Raw genomic sequence first — 20,931 nt, forward strand, 5'->3', positions numbered from 1 at the left:
AATGATTGGATAGGTGATAGGTTATGGCAAATTCGATGACCGCGACTAGAGAGCTTTCTCCACTTGTAGAGAAGCTAGGCTTGCAGCCGCACGTAGAGGGTGGCTGGTATAAAGAGCTGTGGAAGGCGTCGTTCACGATTCCGCAGGAAACGCTCGGCGGCGAATATTCTGGACCGCGCTTTTCGGCGACTTCGATTTATTTTGTACTTCATCCGGGCGAAGAGTCGGCATGGCATACCGTTCTGTCGGATGAGCTATGGCTGTGGCATTCGGGTTCCCCGCTGCTGCTGACGCTTGGTGGAGACGGCGATAGGCCGGGAGAGGAAACTGAGATTATTGTAGGCGTTGATGTGGCGAAGGGGCAGCAGCCTCAAGCGCTTGTTCCAGCTCGCGTATGGCAGAAGGCACGTCCGCTCGGCGATGAGCCGGTATTCGTTTCTTGTGTCGTCGCGCCAGGCTTTCACTACGACGATTTTAAGCTGATCGTTAAGAAATAGATAGAGAATGGCGGCGCTGTCGTATGCAGCGCCGCCATTTTTATGCCTGACTACACTATAGTAGTACACCAGTTGAATCACATCGACCTATTGTGCGGTTGAGGTGCGGGTCGAGCCCTCCTGCGTCTTCGGCTCGTTCTCTACGGGAGGGAGAGACTTGACGTAGCTGTTCGACAGCTTCAGAAGCTCGATTGCGCGGTCGAAATCAGTCTTCGGCGGATACGGCGCCTCCTCCGGATCTCCTGGAAGCGGGTAGACCGTGCCGTCCTTGAACTGCGTGCCGGGCACAAAGATGCTCTTGTCATTAATGAATGAACCTGAAGGCAAATAGTACCGTTCTGGAAGCAGGTTCGAAGAATGATTCATTAAATCTTGACCGAAATAAATGCGATCGCGAATCGGCAGCCCCGCCAAGTTAGCGATAGTCGGCATAATGTCAATCTGACCTGCAGTCTGGGAGATGACTTTCGGTTCAAGTGCGCCTGGTACAATGACAAGCAGCGGGATATTAAGCATGTCCGTATACGAATAAGTCCGTCCTAGAGCAGATTGCAGAAGCTCTTGGTCTTGCTCGTCGAGTGAATAAATTGGCAGTCCCATATGGTCGCCGTAAATCACGAGCATCGTATTGTCCCAAATTCCGAATTCTTTCAGCTTGGCAATCAGAAGGCCGATCGCTTCATCGGTATAGTGCTGCGATTGAATATAATCTCCTGCGAATGTATCTTCATATTGAGCTGGCAGCGGAAGCTTCGGCATCGACTCCGGTAAGAAGTTGAACGGGTGATGAGACGACATCGAGATGATGTTCGCGTACACCGGCTTGCCTGTATCGTTTATTGCGGCAATTTCTTGTACAGCTTTGTCGTATAATATTCGGTCTGACGAGCCGAATGCGATCGTATCCTCGGTTCCATACCATCTCTTGTCGTAATAATAGTCAAAGCCAAGCGCTTGATACAGCTTATCTCGGTTCCAGAACTCCACGTCGTTCGTATGGAATGTGGCGGTCAAGTAACCGGCCTCTTTAAAATATTTCGGCAGCGAAGGGAGCGAATAATCGACATACTCATCCGTCGCAGCGCCTGCCGGCGGCACATAGAGTGATGTGTTCGTCAGAAATTCAGCATCGGACGTATTGCCTTGTCCCGCCATCTGGAACATATGGGTGAAGTAGAGCGCTTCATTCTTCAGCTTGTTCAAGTTCGGCGTTACCTCGTGTCCTTCGACCGTTAAGCCGAGCAAGAAGTTCTGGAACGCTTCAAGCTGCACGACGATGACGTTGCGTCCTTTCGCTGCTCCGAATAGGGTTGGCTCGGCAGCGGTATCAATTCCTTTGAGCGAATCGATCGTCTGACGGGTAATTCGAGCAGGCTCGACCGTTTGCTCCATATCGGAGGTCGATACGATTTTGTACAGCTCATAATTCATGATCCCCATCTCTTCCGCTTGGCGGACCTCGTTAATGACATTGTCATTCTTCACAATGGTAAAGATGGAGGCAGCGGCGGTGACGACGAGCAATCCAGCCGCAGCAAGACGCGGGGTTTGTACGCCTGCGATCTTGTTCCAAATGCGCGCCCTGCGGTTGAAAGTGAGCACGAGGCCGATCAGTACAATATCGATGAAAATAAACAGGAAGTAGGCGTGCATTAATTGAAATACGCTGCCCTTCACTTCTCCAACCTGTCCGACCTGCGCTAAAGCATGATAGGTGACGATGATGCCAAAATATTTGTAATACATAATAACCGCGAAATAGACACCTGTTACAAGTAAATTGACGGCTAAATAAATCCCAAGCTTCCGCCTGGAAGCGAGTAGTTCAATGATGGCGAAAATGGCCCATACAATCGGCAGTTCGGTTAGAAGCGGCTTCCAACTAAATACGGTATCGTATATGACTCCCCAAGACATATAGAATTTGATGATCATAAATATTGTAAACACGAAGAACGGGCTTATCAGCCATCTGTTCCAATTCTGACTCAACCTTATTCCACTCCGATCTATCCGTCATCCTGTATTAGTTTATCGATTCACGAGCTTAAATACAACTCGAATCTATTGATGGCTACCACTAGAGGTAACGGATAGGCTGATTATAGGCGAAAGTTATCCTTATGGCGATTAATTTTCGATAAAAATTATCCACAGTCGCAGTGCAGAATTGGTTTGCGGGCGGCAAGCGCCTCATCCGGCCTGGAAATGCTGGTGCGGCTTGGTGCCTGCAGTATCGTATTCGGTTCATGCTCCGCTTCCCACGCGATCCGGAGCATCGCATCGATGAACCGGTCCAGCGTTTCTTTGCTCTCTGTCTCCGTCGGCTCGATCATGATGCTTTCTTCTACGATCAGCGGGAAGTACACGGTCGGAGGATGAAAACCGAAGTCCAGCAGCCTTTTGGCGATATCAAATGTGCGAATACCGAATGCCTTCTGTCTCGTCCCGGAAAGGACGAATTCATGCTTGCAGATGCGTGGGTAAGGCACGTCATAAGCTGCCAATAGCTTGCTCAGCATATAGTTGGCGTTCAAGACTGCGCACTCGGATACGCGGCGAAGTCCTCTTGGGCCGTAAGAACGAATATAGGCGTAAGCACGAAGTAGAATACCGAAGTTTCCATGAAATGGCTTGACGCGGCCGATGGAATGGGGACGATTCTCGTCGAGAAAGTAGGTACCGTCGGCTCGGCGGTCGATGAGCGGGGCAGGAAGATAAGGTTCGAGCAGCTGCTTAACGCCGACAGGGCCGGCGCCGGGTCCGCCTCCGCCGTGCGGCGTGCTCATCGTCTTGTGCAGGTTCAGATGAACGACGTCGAAGCCCATGTCACCGGGACGGGCAATGCCCATAATGGCGTTAGCGTTCGCACCGTCGTAGTAGAGCAGTCCGCCGGCTTCGTGCACGATTTTGGCGATTTCGGCGATATGCTCCTCGAACAAGCCGAGTGTATTCGGATTCGTGAGCATGAGAGCGGCGGTGTCGGGGCCGACCGCCGCACGCAAGCCCTCCAAATCGACTAGCCCTCGCGTATCGGATTTCAGCGTAACCGTCGTAAACCCGGCAGCTGCAGCGCTTGCCGGGTTCGTGCCGTGCGACGAATCAGGCACGAGCACATTCGTCCGATGCTCGCCGCGGCTTTCGTGATAAGCGCGAATCATCATGAGCCCGGTCCATTCCCCTTGGGCACCGGCCGCAGGCTGCAGCGTCATTCGGTCCATGCCGGTAATGGCAGCCAAGTCGTTCTGCAGCGTGTAGAGCAGCTCGAGCGCTCCTTGCACCGTATCCTCTTGCTGATAAGGATGGATTCCGCTGAATCCGGGCAGCTTGGCTGCATCCTCGTGAAGCTTCGGATTATACTTCATCGTGCACGAGCCGAGCGGGTAGAAGCCATTGTCGACACCAAAGTTACGGCGTGACAAGGCGGTATAATGGCGAACGACGTCAACCTCATACAACTCGGGGAGGGCGGGCGGCTCAGCGCGAAGCATTGCTGCCGGAATAAGCTGCTCCGGCGGCTGCTCGGGTACATCGCACGCGGGCAGGGAATATGCGATCCGGCCGGGTCGGCTCAAATCGAAGATAAAAGGCATCGTGTCATCCGGCAGGCCCGGAGTCTGTTCGTTCGTCATTGAAATTCCCCCAATCGTGCGGCCAATCGGTCGATGTCGGCGCGTGAGCGTTTCTCAGTGACGGCCAGAAGCATATGACCTGTCAGCTCTGGATATGATCTGCCGACATCGTAGCCGCCAATGATTTGCTCGTTCATCAGCTGTCTGTTCAGCTCTGAGCAGGTGATAGAGTCCGGCAGTTTAACGATAAATTCATTGAAATATGGGGCGTTTGTTGGCTTTGAATAGCCGGGCAGAGCGGTTATCACATCAGCGGCATAGTGTGCTTTGTTCATATTGAGCCGTGCGGTTTCCTGTAGACCCTGCTTGCCCATGACGGACAAGTAGATCGCTGCGCAAAGAGCGAGCAGTGCTTGGTTCGAGCAAATGTTGGACGTGGCTTTCTCTCGCCGAATATGCTGTTCCCGCGCTTGCAGCGTAAGCACGAAGCTGCGTTTGCCGCTGCGGTCGACGGTCTGGCCGACAATTCGGCCCGGCATGCGGCGCATAAGCGGCTTGCTGGCAGCAAAGAAGCCGCAGGTCGGACCGCCGAACGACTGCGGAATGCCCAGCGGCTGAGCGTCGCCGACTACGATGTCTGCGCCTAGCTTGCCCGGCGGCTGAAGCAGGCCGAGCGACAGCGGATTGACGCTGACGGCGAGCAGGCTGCCAGCGGCATGAGCGAGCGGCTCGATCGCCGCGATATCCTCGATGCAGCCGAAGAAATTCGGCGATTGTACGAGGACGGCGGCTGTTCGGCCGTCAATTGTCTTGGCTAGTCGATCAAGGTCGGTCGTGCCTTCAGCAGAGGAGTAAGGCACCTCAACGATTTCAATGCCAAGACCGCACGCCATGGTCTGAATAACGGAGCGCGTCTCTGGATGGACGGTGCGTGAGACGGCAAGCTTCTTCCGGTTCGTTGCACTGGCAGCAAGCAAACCGGCTTCTGCAAGCGCCGTAGCGCCGTCGTACATGCTCGCATTGGCGATTGGCATTCCTGTTAATTCACATATATAGGATTGAAATTCGAATATGGCCTGCAGCCCGCCTTGGCTGATTTCCGGCTGATAGGGGGTGTAGGCCGTATAAAATTCCGAACGGGACAGAAGGTGTCCGATGACAGCTGGGATGTAATGATCGTATATGCCTGCGCCGAGAAAGCTGACGCCTTGGGAGGCGGATGTATTGCGTGCTGACAGCTCTTGAAGATGCGACCACAAAGCAGGCTCGTCGAGCTGCATGGAGACTGGAAGCTCACCTGAGTATCGGAGCCCGTCCGGAATATCACGGAATAGCTCGTCAATTCCGGACACACCTATCTCATGCAGCATGTCGGTCTCGTCCTGCTCGGTCATCGGAATATAACGGTGCTGATATCTCATAGCATTCACCTTCCGTCGAGTGTAGTTCGAGGCCGGCTGTAGAATGGCGTTGGAACGACGGCTGCACGATAATGTGTGCCGCGTATGTCAACTGTAAGCTCTGTACCGATTGCACGGCAGCGTGAATCCAGCAGCGCCAATCCGATATTGCGCCGCAGCGTAGGAGAATGTGTGCCGGAGGTGACATATCCGACTGGGGTGCCGTTAGCGTATACGGCGAAGCCTGCTCTCGGGATACCGCAACCGGTTATTTCGATGCCGACGAGCTGGCGAGCCGGTCCTTCATTAATCTGGTGGAGCAAGGCGCTTCGGCCGAAGAAGTCTCCTTTGCTCAGCTTGACGAAGGAGCGCAGTCCGGCCTCGATCGGCGTAATGGTCTCGGACAGCTCATGGCCATACAACGGTAGTCTCGCCTCCAGCCTCAGCGTATCGCGCGCACCGAGGCCGGCCGGCTGAAGACCGAGCCGTTCGCCGGCCTGCAGTAAGCTAGCCCAGAGTGTGGGCGCATCAGCGGCAGCGGTGTACAGCTCGAATCCGTCTTCACCGGTATAACCGGTACGGGACACAAGAGCTGGAATGCCGCAAATTGAACAGCCCTGAATGAAATGGAATGGAGCAAGCTTGGCGATTGCCGACGCCTGGTCTTGGGCTGATCTGTCTTCCCTCTTATGGTAGCCGAATATCAATCGCGTGGTATCAGGAGCCGTTAGTGGCACTCGATTAAGGTCTGCTGCGTTCACTGTGTTAGCCAGGCGGTCTGGATCAAAGCCAGCACGGCATGCGGCAGTCAGAATGAGCATGGCATTCGGGCCCTGCAGCGCTAATAAGGCGGTCGACTCGGTCAAATCCTGGAGGGTAACGTCGCCAATCAACTGCTCGCGGAGCCATTCCAGATCGGCAGCCGTATTCGCGGCGTTCACAACGAGCATATATTGATCTGCTGTAAGGCGGTATATTAGCAGGTCGTCGATGACTCCTCCAGTTGAATTGCACAGCAGCGTGTATTGGGCACGTCCGTCCTTCAGCGTACTGACGTTATTGGTTGTCAGCCGCTGAAGATAGGTCTCGGCGAACTTTCCCGTCACAAGTAATCTGCCCATATGAGACACATCGAACAGTCCTGCTGCTTGACGGGTGGCTTGATGCTCCTTCAGTGTACCCGTAAATTGAACGGGCAGCTCCCATCCTGCGAAGTCTACGCATCGGGCGTTTTGGTATTGGGCGTAGAGAGGATAGAGAGGCGTTCTTTTGCGGACAGCCATAGACTCACCTCTTTTAATAATCGAATCACAACGGGTTAAGTGAAGGGCTAACGGCGGCTGGTCCGTCATACAAGTTAAAAGGTGAACGGTTCACGAAGACGGCAGAGTCTGTTGTATATGCATACGCGGAGAGGATGTTGAACATGAGCGACATAAGACCAGAAATGAGATATACGGAGGAGCATGAATGGGCGCTGCTAACAGCCGAAGGCGTCATCCGAGTCGGCATCACCGATCATGCGCAATGCTCGCTTGGTGATATTGTGTATGTGGATTTGCCGTCTGTCGGCACGCCTGCTGCAGCGTTTGCGCCGATCGGAACGATTGAGTCGGTGAAGACGGTGTCGGACCTGTTCAGTCCGGTGAATGGTGTCATAGTGAATGTTAATCCGGCCCTACAATCAGCTCCGGAGCTGGTCAATGAACAGCCTTACGACGCCGGGTGGCTTATCGAGATAAGGCCAGCAGGCGATTCACAGGAAGCGCTGAAGCGGTTGTTAAGTGCTGATCAATATCGCAGTATGCTTAATATCGGACCTTAGAACTATAAATTAGACAAAATTTCACAAAATTCGACTGTTTCTCTGATAAACTGGTGTATAATCTTACCTAAATCATCGTAGTTGTTATGAAGGACATCGGAGGAACAACATGATTTTATTACAGGGCACTTATAACGCCGGGGTCGTTGTGTTGTCGATATTTATCGCTATTTTATCATCTTATTCTGCGCTTGATATGGCGGGGCGCGTATGGCAGGCGCGGGGCAGGTCCAGATGGGGATGGACGGTTGCTGGGGCAGTCATGATGGGATGTGGAGTATGGTCGATGCATTTTGTCGCGATGCTGGCTTTTCATTTGAATGCGCCGGTCAGCTATCATGCAGGGGCTACGGTGCTATCGTTGCTCGCGGCTATATTTGCATCATTTATCGCTTTTTATTTGATACAGCGCGAAAGTGTTCATTTCGGCCGGCTGGCATTTGGAAGCTTGGTTATGGGCTCAGGGATCGCGGCTATGCATTATATTGGAATGTCGGCTATTCAGATTACAGGCGGGTCTACGAGCTATGATCGATTCTACTGGTGCTTGTCGGTGGCTGTGGCCATCATGGTGTCTTATGCTGCTTTACTGCTCTTCACTCGGTTTCGAGACAGTCTGGGCGGAGGTAATGTCCGACTGTGGAAGTGGTGTGCAGCTGTTCTAATGGGGCTGGCGGTATGCGGGATGCACTATACAGGAATGCAGTCCGTCTCGTTCTGGTGCAGTGCAGCTACGGCTCAAGAGGGGGCGGTCTCCAGCAACTATAATCTACTATGGGCGGTAACACTGGCAATGGGCGTGCTGCTCCTCGTATCCTGGGCGGCGACTTATGTTGACCGGACGATACTGGAGAGAATGGCGTATCAGGATCAACTGACGGGTCTGCCGAATCGTTATGAGTTGGTTAGACAGTTCGATTCGTTCTTACGACGGACAGAGCGAGGCGCGGTATTGTTCATCGATATCGATCAATTCAAAACGATAAACGATACGCTCGGTCACGACGTCGGCGATTTGCTTGTGCTTGATGCGAGCCGTCGCCTTGCGGCAATAGCTAATGGAGAGATTATGGTTTTTAGAATTGGAGGAGATGAATTTCTGCTGCTAGCGGAAGGGGGGGATCAGAACGATGCAGAGCAGCTGGCGAAACGGCTGTTATCAAGCATCAACCAGTCATTCCATATCGACGGCAACGAACTGTTCGTCTCCTGCAGCATCGGCATCGCGCTGTATCCGGAGCATGGGAGTGATCGTGCGGAGCTGCTCCGGACGTCTGATACAGCACTATATGAGGCGAAGGGCGGCGGCAGGAACCGGTATCAGCTGTTCAATCTGGAAATTCAGGAGAAGCAGCTTCGGCGCATGCAGCTGGAGAACGACCTGCGCAGTGCTCTGGAATACGGCAAGCAGTTTATTGTCTATTATCAGCCTAAATGGGATACGACGATCAACCGGCCAATCGGCTTTGAGGCACTGGTTAGATGGAATCATCCCAAGCTTGGCTTTGTGCCGCCCTCTGAATTTATTGCAATTGCAGAGGAGACCGGGCTAATCGTCGATTTGTCTCGCTTCGTTCTTCGTCAGGCCTGCAGGGATTGCAGGGAATGGGAGAAGGCGGGATATGGTCCGTTCACGGTGTCTGTCAATACGTCGGTGCGGTTATTTGACAGTCAGAATTTGTTTGATATGGTCGAGGAAAGCTTGCTGGACTTCGGACTTGCACCAGAGCGGCTGGAGCTAGAAATTACGGAGACGATCGTCATTCACGATATGGACGAGGTCATCCGCCAGCTGAACCGGCTGCGGGAGCTTGGCGTCAAAGTGTCGATGGACGACTTCGGCTCAGGCTATTCCTCGCTCGGCTCGTTGGATCTTATCCCGCTGGATACGGTTAAGATCGATCGGATGTTCATTAACCAAAGTCACATTCCTTCCAAAAGAGCGATCATTAACACGATCGTAACGCTGGCTCAGGAGCTCGGCTTGGACAGTGTGGCTGAAGGCGTCGAGGATAAGGAACAAGTCCGGCTATTGAATGAAGCGGGCTGCACTATTATTCAAGGCTATTATTTCGGCCAGCCGATGAGTCTAGAACAGGTGCTCTCATATTTGCATAATCTCCGTTTGCCGCCGCTGGATAAGGAGATCGCAGCCGGGCTGGAGCTCTAATCATGTAGTAAGGCGTATCGCTGCTGTCCCAATTGAATGGGGCAAGAGCGGACGCCTATTTTATTTGGTGCTTAGGCAGTTGAGCCTAATAAACAGCCCCTTCGTGTCGCTTGTATAGCCTACGCGCGACTGGTAAGTGAGATAAGTGCCTTTCGGCACTTACGGAGCGGCGAGCGGTCGAGAGCGGGTGAGATAGGTGCCCAAAGGCACTTATGGAGTGATAAATGGGTGCGAGATACAAATATTTAGATAAATCTCTAGTTTTTCAATATAAAATAAAATATAATAAAAACCAAAATGAAACTCGGTTTCGCTATATGAAACCAATAAATTTCAAGGAGGTACTAGAATGACCGTTCAATTTCTTGGCGTGGATCACGTTCAATTAGCAGCGCCGGAAGGCTGCGAGACGGAGGCCAGAAGTTTTTTTGCCGGCCTGCTAGGATGGAAGGAGATCGAAAAGCCCGAAGGCTTGCGCCAGCGCGGAGGCGTATGGTTTCAATGCGGTGTACATCAGGTCCATATCGGCGTGCAGCGTGATTTTGTGCCGGCGAAGAAAGCGCATCCTGCATTTCAAGTGAAAAACATTGAGCAGCTGCGCAAGCATCTGATCGCTAACAGCGTTGAGATTGTGGATGATGAGGTACGGGCGGATGAGGGGGTCAAACGCTTTTATACGCAAGATCCTTTCGGTAATCGGATCGAGTTCCTTGAATGGCTGAATAACTAATTTTAGTCCGCACACTGGAAAGAGCGGAGCATACGCTACTGGCCTTTGTATCTTCGGCAAAACAAATGGATGAATTCTCCCATTCCGGCGGGTAGGCGGGTAATATAATCTGCGCGTGCTATCCGAAAGATTCGGCAGGTTAGCCGAACGGGTGACGGATTATCCCTGCCCATTGGATGTATACTACAGAAACGAGAATACGTAGTATTACCATTGAAGTTACGAAGAAAGGTGTATCTACGTGACGAAGCAAGCGCAGCGACTATTCCGGCGGCTGGTCCGATTAACAAGCGTCTTAATTGCCGTATATAGCATGATGCTCGCATTTTCGGTAAGTGTGGGGGCGGCTGTTCATTCGGCGCAGGCTGCACCGGACGAGGCCGACCGTTATGCAACGGTTCAGCGCAGCGCTGGTTTTGATTTAGTATTTCCGGTCATTAGTGACATTCATATCGGCAGGGGGGCTAAGGCAGAGAAGAAGCTCGAGGACGTCTTGAAGCAAATCAATCAAATCACGCCGCAATACGATGCAATAGCGAGCGTGGGTGATTTGACGAATGACGGCACCGTATCCCAATACGATAGATTCATGCGTATCTATAACCGCTACAGGCAGCCGCAAGCACAGCATTTGTTGGCTATTGGCAACCACGACTACTGGGGAAATCCGAGAGAAGCCAAAGGAAGAAAGCTGTTCATTGCCAAAACCGGTATGAAGAACATTTATTATGATAAATGGATCAACGGCTATCATTTCATCGTAATCGGAAGCGAGAACAAATCGGTTGGAGGCACGCTGTCCGATACCCAGCTGAAATGGCTGGATGAGAAGCTGTCTGAGCACGCGAAGGCGAACAAGCCCATTTTCGTCTTTTTTCATCAGCATATTGGCGGAACGGTAAGCGGCAGTGATTTGTGGGGGCATTCACGCAGCCATATGAAGCTGTACGCTACGCTCGCGCGCTATCCGCAAGTCATCATCTTTTCGGGTCATTCGCATTACATGCTGGATGATCCGCGTACGATTCACCAGCGGCATTTTACTTCGGTTGGCATTTCGTCGATTCGTTATCCTGAGCTGGAGCCGGGCAAGGTACAGGGAAAACATCCGTCCGATGATATTGCACAAGGCTGTATCGTGTATGTTAAGCGCGGTAAGGTAACCATTCGGAGGAGAGATTTTCACCGGAACGATTGGACGGGCGAGGATTGGGTCATTCCTTATCCTGCCAGCCGGCATTCGTTCGTCTATACGGATGATCGCGACCGGATTAAGCCGATTTTCCCAACGTCAGCGAGCGTATCTATTGTTCCGGATTCCATCGGGGCGACGAAGGCTGCTCTTGTGTTCGACCAGGCGACTGATAATTTATTTGTTCATGCTTACGATATCGAAGTGAAACGGCAGGGCAGTCGCAGGAGCACGCTCAAGCTGAGCGCATTTTCTGAGTTTTATAAGCGGCCGGTTCCCGCATCGATTACGGTCGAATTGAAAGGATTGAAGCCTGAGCAAAATTATACGGCATCCGTCTATGCAGTTGATTCGTTCGGCAACCGGAGTGCCAAGCCCTTGACTGTATCATTTCGGACGCGGGCGATAACGAATACAAAGGCGGATCAGCTTTCGAAGCTGCTCAGCCTGTAGAGACTACAAAGGGCTCTAAGTCATCGAAGATGACCTAGAGCCCTTTGTAAGTTTATCGCCTAATACCGCTGCTCGCACGGGTGCTGGCGACGACCGTTCGCACGCCCGCCGCTTCAGCCAGAAAGCGGGAAATATCGGCCTTTTGTCCGTGGAAGAAGGCGGGGGAGCTGATGTACAGCCTTTCTTGCGCCCTCGTGACGGCTACATAGAGCAGCCGGCGCTCTTCCTCGAGCGCTTCTTCTTTATCCCGTTCCAGCTCGTCTCGGGAAGCTGTCTGCTTCGGCTGCTGCGGCTGCATTGCCGAACGATGCGGCATGATGCCCTCCGAAGCACCGACGACGAAGACGACGGGAAATTCCAGACCCTTTGATTTGTGAACGGTCATAAGCTGGACGCGGCCGTCATCCTCCGACGAGGGAACTGCTGTCTGGGCTTGACGCACGCCCTCTACAGTGCCCCCTGCTTGTCCACCTCGGATGCTTCCGCCCGGCCTGCCAGCCTGCTTCGCCTCCGCTTGTCTCTTCGCCATATCTTCTGAGAATGCAAGGAACGAGGCAACCGTATCGAACCGTCCTGCAGACGACTCCAGCTCGTCGAGCAGCTCCTTCATGATTTCCTTATGCGGAGTTCCGCCTCGGTTCGTCTCGGCGAATTTGTCGAAGAACGCTTCGCGGATACGGCGGATGGCTGCCGCTGGACGAAGGGAAGCCGCCGCTTTAATTAGCCGAAGCCGTTCCAGCACCCCGTCCTTCTGAAATTGCTGTAGTCGAGGAAAAGCTGTCAAATGAATTAGTGGCCATTTTTTGGCCTGCTCAGCATCTCTGTCGCGAATCCATTTCATCGCCGCGTCACGGTTCACGTACAGTGTCGGCAGCATATCCTCGATCGCCTGCTTATCCCGGTGGTTGAGCGACAGCTTCAAATGGGCCATCACCGGCCGGATGAGCGGAGAATCGTAGAATGACAGTCCATCGCTATGGTCCTCGACCGGTATGCCTGACTGCAGCAAATGCTCGGTTGCTGCGCGCCCGCTGCCGGCCGAACGGTACAAGACGGCGATGTCGCCCCACTTGTATCGTCCGGATTCGACCAGCTTTCGGATCGATGCGGTTACAGCGGCAGCTTCCTCCTCTGGCGTTGAAGGGCGGGCAAACATCGGCTTTCCTAATATGCCAAGCTCATTGTCTTCGCCTGACATGGACGATGGCACTTCCGCAGTATTGTTCTTGGGCACGGTCAGTGTTTTCGGCCGGCGGTTTTTGTTGCCGCGGATAATGGCGTTGCCCAGCCCGACGATGTCGGCGCTTGAACGGTAATTGACGCGCAGAGTGACGACTTTGGCGTCCGGGTATATTTTATCGAATGACAATATGGCCTCGGAGCTAGCGCCGTTGAAGGAATAGATCGTCTGATCGTCATCTCCGACGACCATTAGATTGCGACGTCCGGCAGCGATGAGACGGACGATTTCGTATTGGATCATATTCGTGTCTTGGAATTCATCAACCATAATGTATCGGAATCGGTCTTGCAGCGAGGCTAGAAGCTCCGGCTCCGAGAGCAGCATCTGATAGGCGAGCAGAAGCAAGTCGTCGAAATCGATCAACCCGTTGTCGCGCTTCCATTGCTCGTATCGAATGAGAACACGCTTTATTTCGCGCTCAGCCGGCGAAGCTTCAGGCAAGTCGCTCACGGTCAGCAGCCGGCTCTTGTAAGAGGAGAGCAGAGCGAGCAGCGACTCCGGCTCGTAATCGTTCGTCGAGCCAGCTTCTCTTAGCAACCGTTTCACCGTCATTCTTTGCTGCCCTTCATCGCCGATTAGAGCCGCGGAGACACCTCTTCGACGGAGCAGCAGTAAGCAGAAGGAATGGAACGTGCGCGCTTCGATCGACTGCGCTGCCCGCGCCGATATGCCTGGCAAGCCTGCAAGGCGCTGCTTCATTTCGTCTGCCGCTTTGCGCGAAAACGTAACGAGCAGCAAATGCCTTGGCGAAACGCCTCGAACTCCGATTAGAAAAGCGGCGCGGCATGCGAGTGTCGTTGTTTTGCCTGAGCCTGCCCCGGCAATCGTCAGCAGCGGACCGTCACCATGGCGGACAGCCTCGGCCTGATCTGCGTTCAAATGAACGCCTATACTGGCCAGCTCCTCCCAGAAGGCCGATTCTCGTCGGGCTTGTGCACCCGTTGTTATCCGTTCCTCTGCTGCGGCCTTATCTGAACAGTTGTTAATGTGTGCCGGAGGTACGGGACGAGCTGCCCCCGAAATTGTATATTTGTATGAAAACATGTACTAGCTTAGTCCTTTCGTCGTCTATATCGATGATCTTATATAAGTTCGTAAATTTATGCGCAGGCTTCATTATACCATGTAGAATCGGCTTAGTACTGCTGATCAACCATTAATGTAAGCGCTACCGAAATCGTTTTTGCAATTGTTTTATCCACAATCGGTCGGTATAATGGGGTAGAATTCGAACGAATAAATCGATAATCGGGTTGAATAGAACTTATCTGTTGTGGACTTTATGACCATGCTGTATTCGGGCCATCATGCACTAGGAAATCATCTTAGAAGGAGAACGTATATGACGAACTACGAATTTCCGTTCCGCAATCCAGAGCTGCCGCTTGAAGAACGTGTGCAGGATCTGGTATCGCGACTGACGCTAGAGGAGAAAATTAATCTGATGCCGCAATATATGACCGCTGTTGAGCGGCTTGGCATCGGAGCTTATAAGCACGGAACTGAAGGAGCGCACGGTATCGCTTGGCTCGGAGAAGCGACCTCGTTCCCACAGCCGATCGGTCTTGGCTGCACGTGGGATCAAGAGTTGATGAAGGAAGTCGGTGATGTGATCGGTACGGAAGCGCGCGTCTTCTATAAGCGGAATCCGGCGGTGAACGGGCTGACGCTGTGGGCGCCGACGGTCGATATGGAGCGCGATCCGCGCTGGGGACGGACGGAGGAAGCGTACGGCGAAGATCCACATTTGACGGGCGAGCTGACGGCTGCCTTGACGCAGGGCATTCAGGGCGATCATCCCAAATATTTGAAAGCGGTCGCTTCACTGAAGCATTTTCTCGGAAATAATAATGAGATTAACCGCGGAAGCTGCTCGGCGAGCATCGATCCGCGCAGCATGCGTGAATATTATTTTAAAGCGTTCGAGCCTGCCTTCGTCAAAGGCGGCGCCCAATCCATGATGACGGCCTACAATTCGATTAACGGAACTCCGGCGCTGCTGCATGAGACGGTGAACAGCGTCGTGAAGGGACAATGGATGGACGGCTTTATCGTCAGCGACGCCGGCGATATGATCGGCATCGTGAAGGATCATCACTATTATGACTCGATGGCGCAGGCAGTGGCGGATACGATCAAGGCCGGCATCGACAGTATTACAGATGAGGCTAAGGAAGTAACGGATGCGATTCGAGAAGCGCTGGAGCAGGGACTGCTTGCCGAATCCGATCTGGACCGCGCCTTGACGAATACGTTCCGCGTCCGGATGCGTCTTGGTGAGTTCGATCCGCAGGAGCAGGTGCCGTATGCGGCAATCGGCGAATCGTCGCTCATGACGCCGGAGCATCAAGCGCTGTCGCTTAAAGCTGCACATAAAAGCGTCGTCCTGCTGAAAAATGACGGGAGCTTGCCGCTCGACGCTGGCAAGCTGACCAAAGTAGCCGTCATCGGTCCGCTCGGCGATACCGTATACCGCGACTGGTATTCCGGCACATTCCCGTACAAAGTGACACCGCTTCAAGCGATTCGCAAGAAGCTGGAGGGTGCATCGGTTGCCTTCGTCGACGGCAGTGACCGGATTAGGCTGCGTGCCAAGGAAAGCGGCATGTATGTGACGATTGCCGAAGGTGAATCCAAGCCGCTTGCAGCATCGGGTTCTGCCGACAATGCTGAGACGTTCCGTCTCGATGATTGGGGATGGGGCAGCTTGACGCTTCAGGCGGAAAGCAGCGGTAAATATGTGACGACGGACGACACTAGCGTTACCGCCTCAGCCGACGAAGTATTCGGCTGGTTCGTGAAGGAAGTATTTCACCTGCTGCCGCAGGAGAACGGCTCTGCGGCGCTGACGTCGTGGAATAACCGGACGGTTGCGGTGTCAGAAGGCGGCTTGCTGTCGGTATCAGACGCCGCGCCGGCCCGTGCATATAACGAAGCGGAACTGTTTGAGAAGGAGACCGTTCATGACGGCTTGCAGGCTGCAGTAGAGGCTGCGAAGCAGTCTGAGGTTGCCATTGTCTTCGTCGGCAACAACCCGCTTGTGAACGGCAAGGAAGAGATCGACCGCCCAGGTCTGGAGCTCGCAGAGGCGCAGGAGCGTCTTGTGAAAGCGGTCTATGAGGTGAACCCGAATACGATCGTCGTCGTTACAGGCGGCTATCCGTTCGCGCTCAATTGGATTAACGAGCATATTCCGGCCGTTATTTATTCGTCCCATTCGGGGCAGGAGCATGGCAGCGCAATTGCGGATGTATTGTTCGGCGACTACAATCCGGCAGGCAGATTGAACATGACGTGGTACCGCTCCGAAGAGCAATTGACCGATATTATGGACTACGATATTGCCAAGAGCAAACGGACGTACTTGTATTTCGAGGACGCGCCGCTTTATCCGTTCGGTCACGGCTTGTCTTATTCCACGTTCACATACGGAAAGCCTCAGCTGGAATCGGAGGTCATCGGTGCAGACGGAGAGCTTGCAGTATCCGTTCGAGTGGAGAATACAAGCTCTATAGCTGGCGAAGAGGTTGTACAGCTGTATGTGCGCGGCGAGCAATCCCGGGTGAAGCGTCCGCTGAAGAAGCTGCACGGCTTCCGCCGCATCAAGCTGCAGCCTGGTGAAGCGAAGACGGTTGTGTTCAAGGTGCCGGCAATTGATTTGGCCATTTGGGACGTTACCCGTGAGAAATATGCGGTAGAGTCCGGCCCTTACACGGTCATGCTCGGAAGCTCATCGGCTGACATCCGTGTGCAGGCTGTCGTCCAGATTAATGGAGAGACGATTCCGCCGCGCGATCTGAGCGTACAGACGAAAGCGGAGAACTTCGACGATTACGAGGGCGTCGTCCTCGGCGAGAGCAAAGAAGGCTTCGCTTGCGTCGAGCTTGCGGGAGACAGCGGCTGGATTGCGTTTAAGGATGCCGATCTTCAGAGCGGAGCTGCTTCGTTCGAGGTACGGGCCGCAAGTGCTGCACAAGGCGGCCGTCTAGAAATTCGCCTTGATTCGCCGCAAGGTCCGGCAGCTGGCGCAATCGACATTACCCCGACAGGCGGCGTTCAGCAGTGGAGCACGTTCCATGCGCCGCTGGAGGGGCCGGCGGGACGCCGCAGCGTGTTCGTCAACATAACCGGCGATATTCGTATCAGTTGGATACGGCTGGCCTAATAGCTCGAACGATGCGAAACGGCTTAAACGGCTTAATCGTTGCTCCGGCACCGATTAAGCTGTTCTTTTTATGTGCGGCATTTTTTTTGAATCCTTTCTCCGCATTGGGCGTATTGAGTACAAGCAGTTAAATTAGTCTGGATGGCGTATTAAATTTTCTCCAGCTTTAAGGTATGAGATGGCTCTAATTTGTAGAGGCTAATTGTTTGTACAAGCAAGTAGATTTTTGAAGGTTACTAGAGTATAGTTGGAGCTAGAGACAGGTAAAATCAAGGCAGATCTTCCCGATTTTTCTCGAATGCTGCGCTACAGCGATATAGAAAGGAGGTGAGCATGCAATGTCGATCAGTTTGGTTAAGGGCCAGAAGATTGATCTTACGAAAGGCAACGCAGGATTGACGAAGATTACGGTCGGACTTGGCTGGGACCCGGTTCAATCTCGTGGCTTCTTCGGGTTCAAGAAGCAGGCGAATATTGACTGTGACGCTTCCGTTCTGATGCTGAATGAGCAAGGGAAGCTGACTAACGATCTCCATGTTGTTTGTTTCTATAATAAACAAAGCCCTTGTCAATCCGTAGTCCACTCCGGTGATAATATTACGGGCGAAGGCGACGGCGATGATGAGCAAATTTTTATCGATCTGGCTAGAGTGCCTTCGGATGTAAGCAAAATACTCGCGGTCGTAAACATTTATGACTGTGTGAACCGTAAGCAGGACTTTGGAATGATTCAATCCGCTTACATTCGTATTGTGGATGGAACGAGCGGTAACGAGCTGGTGCGCTTCAACCTGACTGAAGGTTATGCGGGTAAGACAGCGCTCATTTGTGGTGAAGTATATCGTCACAACGGCGAATGGAAATTCGCTGCGATTGGCGAAGGTACTCACGCAGTTCACGTAAATCAACTGGCAGCCGAGTATCGTTAAGCTCCCGGCTGCTTAATATAATGCCAGACTGGCAGAAAGAGGTGTTCGCCATGGCAATTAGTTTGACGAAGGGCCAGAAGGTAGATCTGACGAAATCAAACCCTGGACTGACGAAAATTACGGTCGGCCTGGGCTGGGATACGAACAAATATGACGGCGGCAAGGACTTTGACCTTGACGTATCGGTCTTCTTGGCGAATGCGGCAGGTAAAGTAGAGAACGAGCGTAACTTTATCTACTTCAACAACCGCCAGAACGAGAATGGCTCCGTTGTACATACGGGCGATAACCGCACGGGCGAAGGCGAAGGCGATGATGAGCAAATCAAAATCGATCTTCCTAACGTTCCGTCGAATGTTGAGAAAATTGCGTTCACGATTACGATCTATGAAGCGGCTGAGCGCAACCAGAACTTTGGCCAAGTGTCCAATGCATACGTACGCATTCTGGACGAGAGCAATGGCAGCGAACTCATTCGTTTCGACCTTGGCGAGGACTTCTCGATCGAGACGGGAGTTGTCGTCGGCGAGTTGTACCGTCACAGCGGCGAATGGAAGTTCAGTGCCATCGGCAGCGGCTATAAGGATGGCCTGGCAGGCCTTGTTCGCGACTACGGCTTAGCATAATTTTCAAGCAATTGTGCCTGTGCGGCAGACCTGTCGCTTCAGCGGCTGTCTGTCGTACAACTTCACGAGGAGGATGAGTCATTCATGAGCATCTCACTTTCCAAAGGTCAGCGCATTGACCTGACGAAGACGAATCCCGGTTTGTCGAAAGTTGTGGTCGGTCTCGGCTGGGATACGAATAAATATAGCGGCGGAGCCGATTTCGACCTAGACGCATCCGCGTTCTTGCTGCACGAGGATGGGAAAGCGAAGGGTGCGGATGACTTCGTTTTCTACAATAATAAGCAGGGCGGCAATGGTTCTGTCGTGCATACAGGAGATAATCGTACGGGCGAAGGCGAAGGCGATGACGAGCAAATCGAAATTGACTTGAGCAGAGTGCCGGCGAATATTCATCGGATCGGTCTTACGGTTACGATCTATGATTACGAGAATCGCAAGCAAAACTTTGGCCAAGTATCCAACGCCTTCGTTCGAGTTGTAGATGCCTCTTCTAACCGCGAAGTGCTGCGTTACGATCTTGGCGAAGACTTCTCGACGGAGACGGCGGTCGTATTCTGTGAATTTTATCGTCATGGGGATGAGTGGAAATTCCAGGCGATCGGCAGCGGCTTTACTGGCGGACTAGCGGCGCTGTGCCGGAACTATGGTTTAGACGCAAGCTAACGCGAGTAGAGAAGTTTATTCGGCCCGCGCAAGAGCGGGCTTTGTTCCTTCTAATGCAAGATTAAAATTCAAAGGGTGACTTTGGATGTCGGTGTCGGCAGTGAAAGGGCAAAAGCTCGATTTAACGAAAACGAATCCTGGATTAACGAAGATTAGCGTCGGCATTGGCTGGAGGTCGTCGCAAGAGGTCGAGGTGGATGCGTCGGCCTTTCTATTAGGCGTTAACGGAAAGACATCAAAAGATGAAGATCTGATTTTCTACAATAACCCTTCTAATGGTTTTATCCGTTATGAGGAAGGGAGAAATACCGACCGTAAGCTGTTCGAGATCGATCTGCAGCGAGTTTCGCCGCAGGTGGAGAAGATTGCGTTCAGTCTTACGCTATATAATGAAAGGCAAAGCTTCAAGCAAGTGAACGATGCTTATATCCGGTTTCTGAACGGGACCACCGGTCAGGAAGTGATCCGATATGACCTTGGAAACAACTTCTCCGTTGAGAATGCAATCGTCATCGGAGAGTTATATCGATATAATGGCGAATGGAAGTTTAACGCAATTGGGTCCGGCTTCTCGGGCGGGCTTAAAGCACTTTGCGGCAACTTCGGCATCGTTGTGAAGGACGAGCCTTCGCCTGCAGCGGACAAGCCTACATCATCGGCGCCAACACCGCCTGCGCCAGCAGCGCCGTCGACATCGTCGTCATCGGCTATTTCGCTGTCACAGCGAGCGCTCCGCGGAAGCGATGCCGCCCCTCCGTCATCGGCGCCGCAGTCCGCTTCTTCTCCGATATCGCTGTCGTCGCGGTCTACTAGTGCAAGCAGCGCTCCGGACGCTCCAGCGAAGCTGAATCTGACGAAGATTGAGCTGAAGAAGAAGGGAGACCGTATTAATTTGACGAAGTCGTCCGGCGGCTCGCTCGGCGAGATTGTAGTCAATTTGAACTGGAATCAGCGGACGGAGAAGAGCGGCTTGTTCGGAAGAGGCGGCCGGTCGATCGATCTTGATCTCGCCTGCCTATTCGAGCTGAAGGACGGCCGCAAGGGCGTCGTACAGGCGCTGGGTAATTCGTTCGGCTCTCTATCGAGAGCGCCATACATAATGCTTGACGGCGACGACCGAACCGGAACGGTGAAGACGGGCGAGAACATTCGCATTAATGGCGCGAAAGTTAGTGAGATTGAGCGTATTCTCGTCTTTACGTTCATTTATGAAGGGGTCGCGAACTGGTCGGAGGCGGACGGTGTCGTGACGATCAGTCAACCTGGTGGTCCGGACATTGTCGTGCATCTGAATGAATACGACAATCGTAAAGGGATGTGCGCCATTGCGATGATTCAGAATGTGAACAATGAGACGTTCAGCATCGAACGGCTCGTTCAATTCTATAATAAGCACTCCGAGCTTGACCAAGCTTACGGCTGGGGAATGCGATGGGTAGCCGGTAGCAAATCATAAAGGATAC

Annotated in this window: 15 protein-coding genes; 10 read left to right on the forward strand and 5 right to left on the reverse strand. The window is 52.9% G+C overall.

Annotated features, from left to right (window positions below; translation table 11 throughout):
• The first annotated feature begins 23 nt into the window (after positions 1-23).
• The gene (locus PXY01_RS14205; protein ID WP_127570672.1) at positions 24-497 is read left to right on the forward strand and encodes a cupin domain-containing protein; all 474 of its coding nucleotides are present in this window, start codon (positions 24-26) and stop codon (positions 495-497) included.
• 87 nt (positions 498-584) lie between these two features.
• Here the strand turns inward: PXY01_RS14205 and PXY01_RS14210 are convergent, their stop codons facing one another.
• The 4 genes from PXY01_RS14210 to PXY01_RS14225 all read right to left on the reverse strand — a co-directional run bounded on the left by PXY01_RS14210 (position 585) and on the right by PXY01_RS14225 (position 6,752).
• Positions 585-2,489: an LTA synthase family protein gene (locus PXY01_RS14210; protein ID WP_307719384.1), complete on the reverse strand. Its 1,905-nt coding sequence runs from the start codon at positions 2,487-2,489 to the stop codon at positions 585-587.
• Positions 2,490-2,644: 155 nt separating this feature from the next.
• Entirely contained in the window at positions 2,645-4,129 is a 1,485-nt protein-coding gene (gene gcvPB, locus PXY01_RS14215; RefSeq protein ID WP_281277886.1) for an aminomethyl-transferring glycine dehydrogenase subunit GcvPB, read from the reverse strand.
• The gene (gene gcvPA, locus PXY01_RS14220) at positions 4,126-5,490 is read right to left on the reverse strand and encodes an aminomethyl-transferring glycine dehydrogenase subunit GcvPA (RefSeq protein WP_127570673.1); all 1,365 of its coding nucleotides are present in this window, start codon (positions 5,488-5,490) and stop codon (positions 4,126-4,128) included. Before gcvPA ends, gcvPB begins: the two co-directional genes overlap by 4 nt.
• A gap of 5 nt (positions 5,491-5,495) precedes the next feature.
• Positions 5,496-6,752: a glycine cleavage system aminomethyltransferase GcvT gene (locus tag PXY01_RS14225; RefSeq protein WP_164744429.1), complete on the reverse strand. Its 1,257-nt coding sequence runs from the start codon at positions 6,750-6,752 to the stop codon at positions 5,496-5,498.
• A gap of 143 nt (positions 6,753-6,895) precedes the next feature.
• On the opposite strand from PXY01_RS14225, the gene gcvH reads away from it, so the two are divergent.
• The 4 genes from gcvH to PXY01_RS14245 all read left to right on the forward strand — a co-directional run bounded on the left by gcvH (position 6,896) and on the right by PXY01_RS14245 (position 11,839).
• On the forward strand, positions 6,896-7,294 hold the full coding sequence (gene gcvH, locus PXY01_RS14230) for a glycine cleavage system protein GcvH (protein ID WP_127570675.1): 399 nt from the start codon (positions 6,896-6,898) through the stop codon (positions 7,292-7,294).
• Between the two features lie 109 nt (positions 7,295-7,403).
• Complete coding sequence (locus tag PXY01_RS14235) at positions 7,404-9,464, forward strand: putative bifunctional diguanylate cyclase/phosphodiesterase (RefSeq protein WP_127570676.1); 2,061 nt, start codon at positions 7,404-7,406, stop codon at positions 9,462-9,464.
• A gap of 349 nt (positions 9,465-9,813) precedes the next feature.
• A complete protein-coding gene (locus tag PXY01_RS14240) occupies positions 9,814-10,194 on the forward strand; it encodes a VOC family protein (protein ID WP_127570677.1) in 381 nt (126 codons plus the stop codon).
• A 241-nt stretch (positions 10,195-10,435) separates the two neighbouring features.
• Positions 10,436-11,839, forward strand: coding sequence for a metallophosphoesterase (locus PXY01_RS14245; RefSeq protein WP_127570678.1), 1,404 nt, complete (start codon positions 10,436-10,438; stop codon positions 11,837-11,839).
• A 52-nt stretch (positions 11,840-11,891) separates the two neighbouring features.
• On the opposite strand, the gene PXY01_RS14250 is transcribed toward PXY01_RS14245, so the two are convergent.
• On the reverse strand, positions 11,892-14,126 hold the full coding sequence (locus PXY01_RS14250) for an ATP-dependent helicase (RefSeq protein ID WP_127570679.1): 2,235 nt from the start codon (positions 14,124-14,126) through the stop codon (positions 11,892-11,894).
• A 298-nt stretch (positions 14,127-14,424) separates the two neighbouring features.
• Here PXY01_RS14250 and PXY01_RS14255 point away from each other — a divergent pair, with 298 nt between their 5' ends.
• The 5 genes from PXY01_RS14255 (at position 14,425) to PXY01_RS14275 (ending at position 20,924) form a co-directional block, all read left to right on the forward strand.
• Entirely contained in the window at positions 14,425-17,247 is a 2,823-nt protein-coding gene (locus PXY01_RS14255) for a glycoside hydrolase family 3 protein (protein WP_127570680.1), read from the forward strand.
• Positions 17,248-17,585: 338 nt separating this feature from the next.
• Entirely contained in the window at positions 17,586-18,176 is a 591-nt protein-coding gene (locus PXY01_RS14260) for a TerD family protein (RefSeq protein WP_127570681.1), read from the forward strand.
• Positions 18,177-18,226: 50 nt separating this feature from the next.
• Entirely contained in the window at positions 18,227-18,802 is a 576-nt protein-coding gene (locus tag PXY01_RS14265) for a TerD family protein (RefSeq protein WP_127570682.1), read from the forward strand.
• An 84-nt stretch (positions 18,803-18,886) separates the two neighbouring features.
• A complete protein-coding gene (locus PXY01_RS14270; protein WP_127570683.1) occupies positions 18,887-19,468 on the forward strand; it encodes a TerD family protein in 582 nt (193 codons plus the stop codon).
• An 85-nt stretch (positions 19,469-19,553) separates the two neighbouring features.
• Positions 19,554-20,924, forward strand: coding sequence for a TerD family protein (locus PXY01_RS14275; RefSeq protein ID WP_127570684.1), 1,371 nt, complete (start codon positions 19,554-19,556; stop codon positions 20,922-20,924).
• Positions 20,925-20,931: the final 7 nt, after the last annotated feature.

It is taken from the genome of Paenibacillus xylaniclasticus (genome assembly GCF_004001065.1).
GTDB classification, from domain to species: domain Bacteria; phylum Bacillota; class Bacilli; order Paenibacillales; family Paenibacillaceae; genus Paenibacillus_T; species Paenibacillus_T xylaniclasticus.

Bases quoted from the DNA above. Each gene is read 5' to 3' on its own strand.
- PXY01_RS14255 (WP_127570680.1), top strand. From the start codon at position 14,425: ATGACGAACTACGAATTTCCGTTCCGCAATCCAGAGCTGCCGCTTGAA.
- gcvPB (WP_281277886.1), bottom strand. From the start codon at position 4,129: ATGACGAACGAACAGACTCCGGGCCTGCCGGATGACACGATGCCTTTT.
- PXY01_RS14225 (WP_164744429.1), bottom strand. From the start codon at position 6,752: ATGGCTGTCCGCAAAAGAACGCCTCTCTATCCTCTCTACGCCCAATAC.
- PXY01_RS14240 (WP_127570677.1), top strand. From the start codon at position 9,814: ATGACCGTTCAATTTCTTGGCGTGGATCACGTTCAATTAGCAGCGCCG.
- PXY01_RS14265 (WP_127570682.1), top strand. From the start codon at position 18,227: ATGGCAATTAGTTTGACGAAGGGCCAGAAGGTAGATCTGACGAAATCA.
- PXY01_RS14250 (WP_127570679.1), bottom strand. From the start codon at position 14,126: ATGTTTTCATACAAATATACAATTTCGGGGGCAGCTCGTCCCGTACCT.
- PXY01_RS14270 (WP_127570683.1), top strand. From the start codon at position 18,887: ATGAGCATCTCACTTTCCAAAGGTCAGCGCATTGACCTGACGAAGACG.
- PXY01_RS14205 (WP_127570672.1), top strand. From the start codon at position 24: ATGGCAAATTCGATGACCGCGACTAGAGAGCTTTCTCCACTTGTAGAG.
- gcvH (WP_127570675.1), top strand. From the start codon at position 6,896: ATGAGCGACATAAGACCAGAAATGAGATATACGGAGGAGCATGAATGG.
- PXY01_RS14235 (WP_127570676.1), top strand. From the start codon at position 7,404: ATGATTTTATTACAGGGCACTTATAACGCCGGGGTCGTTGTGTTGTCG.
- PXY01_RS14275 (WP_127570684.1), top strand. From the start codon at position 19,554: ATGTCGGTGTCGGCAGTGAAAGGGCAAAAGCTCGATTTAACGAAAACG.
- PXY01_RS14260 (WP_127570681.1), top strand. From the start codon at position 17,586: ATGTCGATCAGTTTGGTTAAGGGCCAGAAGATTGATCTTACGAAAGGC.
- gcvPA (WP_127570673.1), bottom strand. From the start codon at position 5,490: ATGAGATATCAGCACCGTTATATTCCGATGACCGAGCAGGACGAGACC.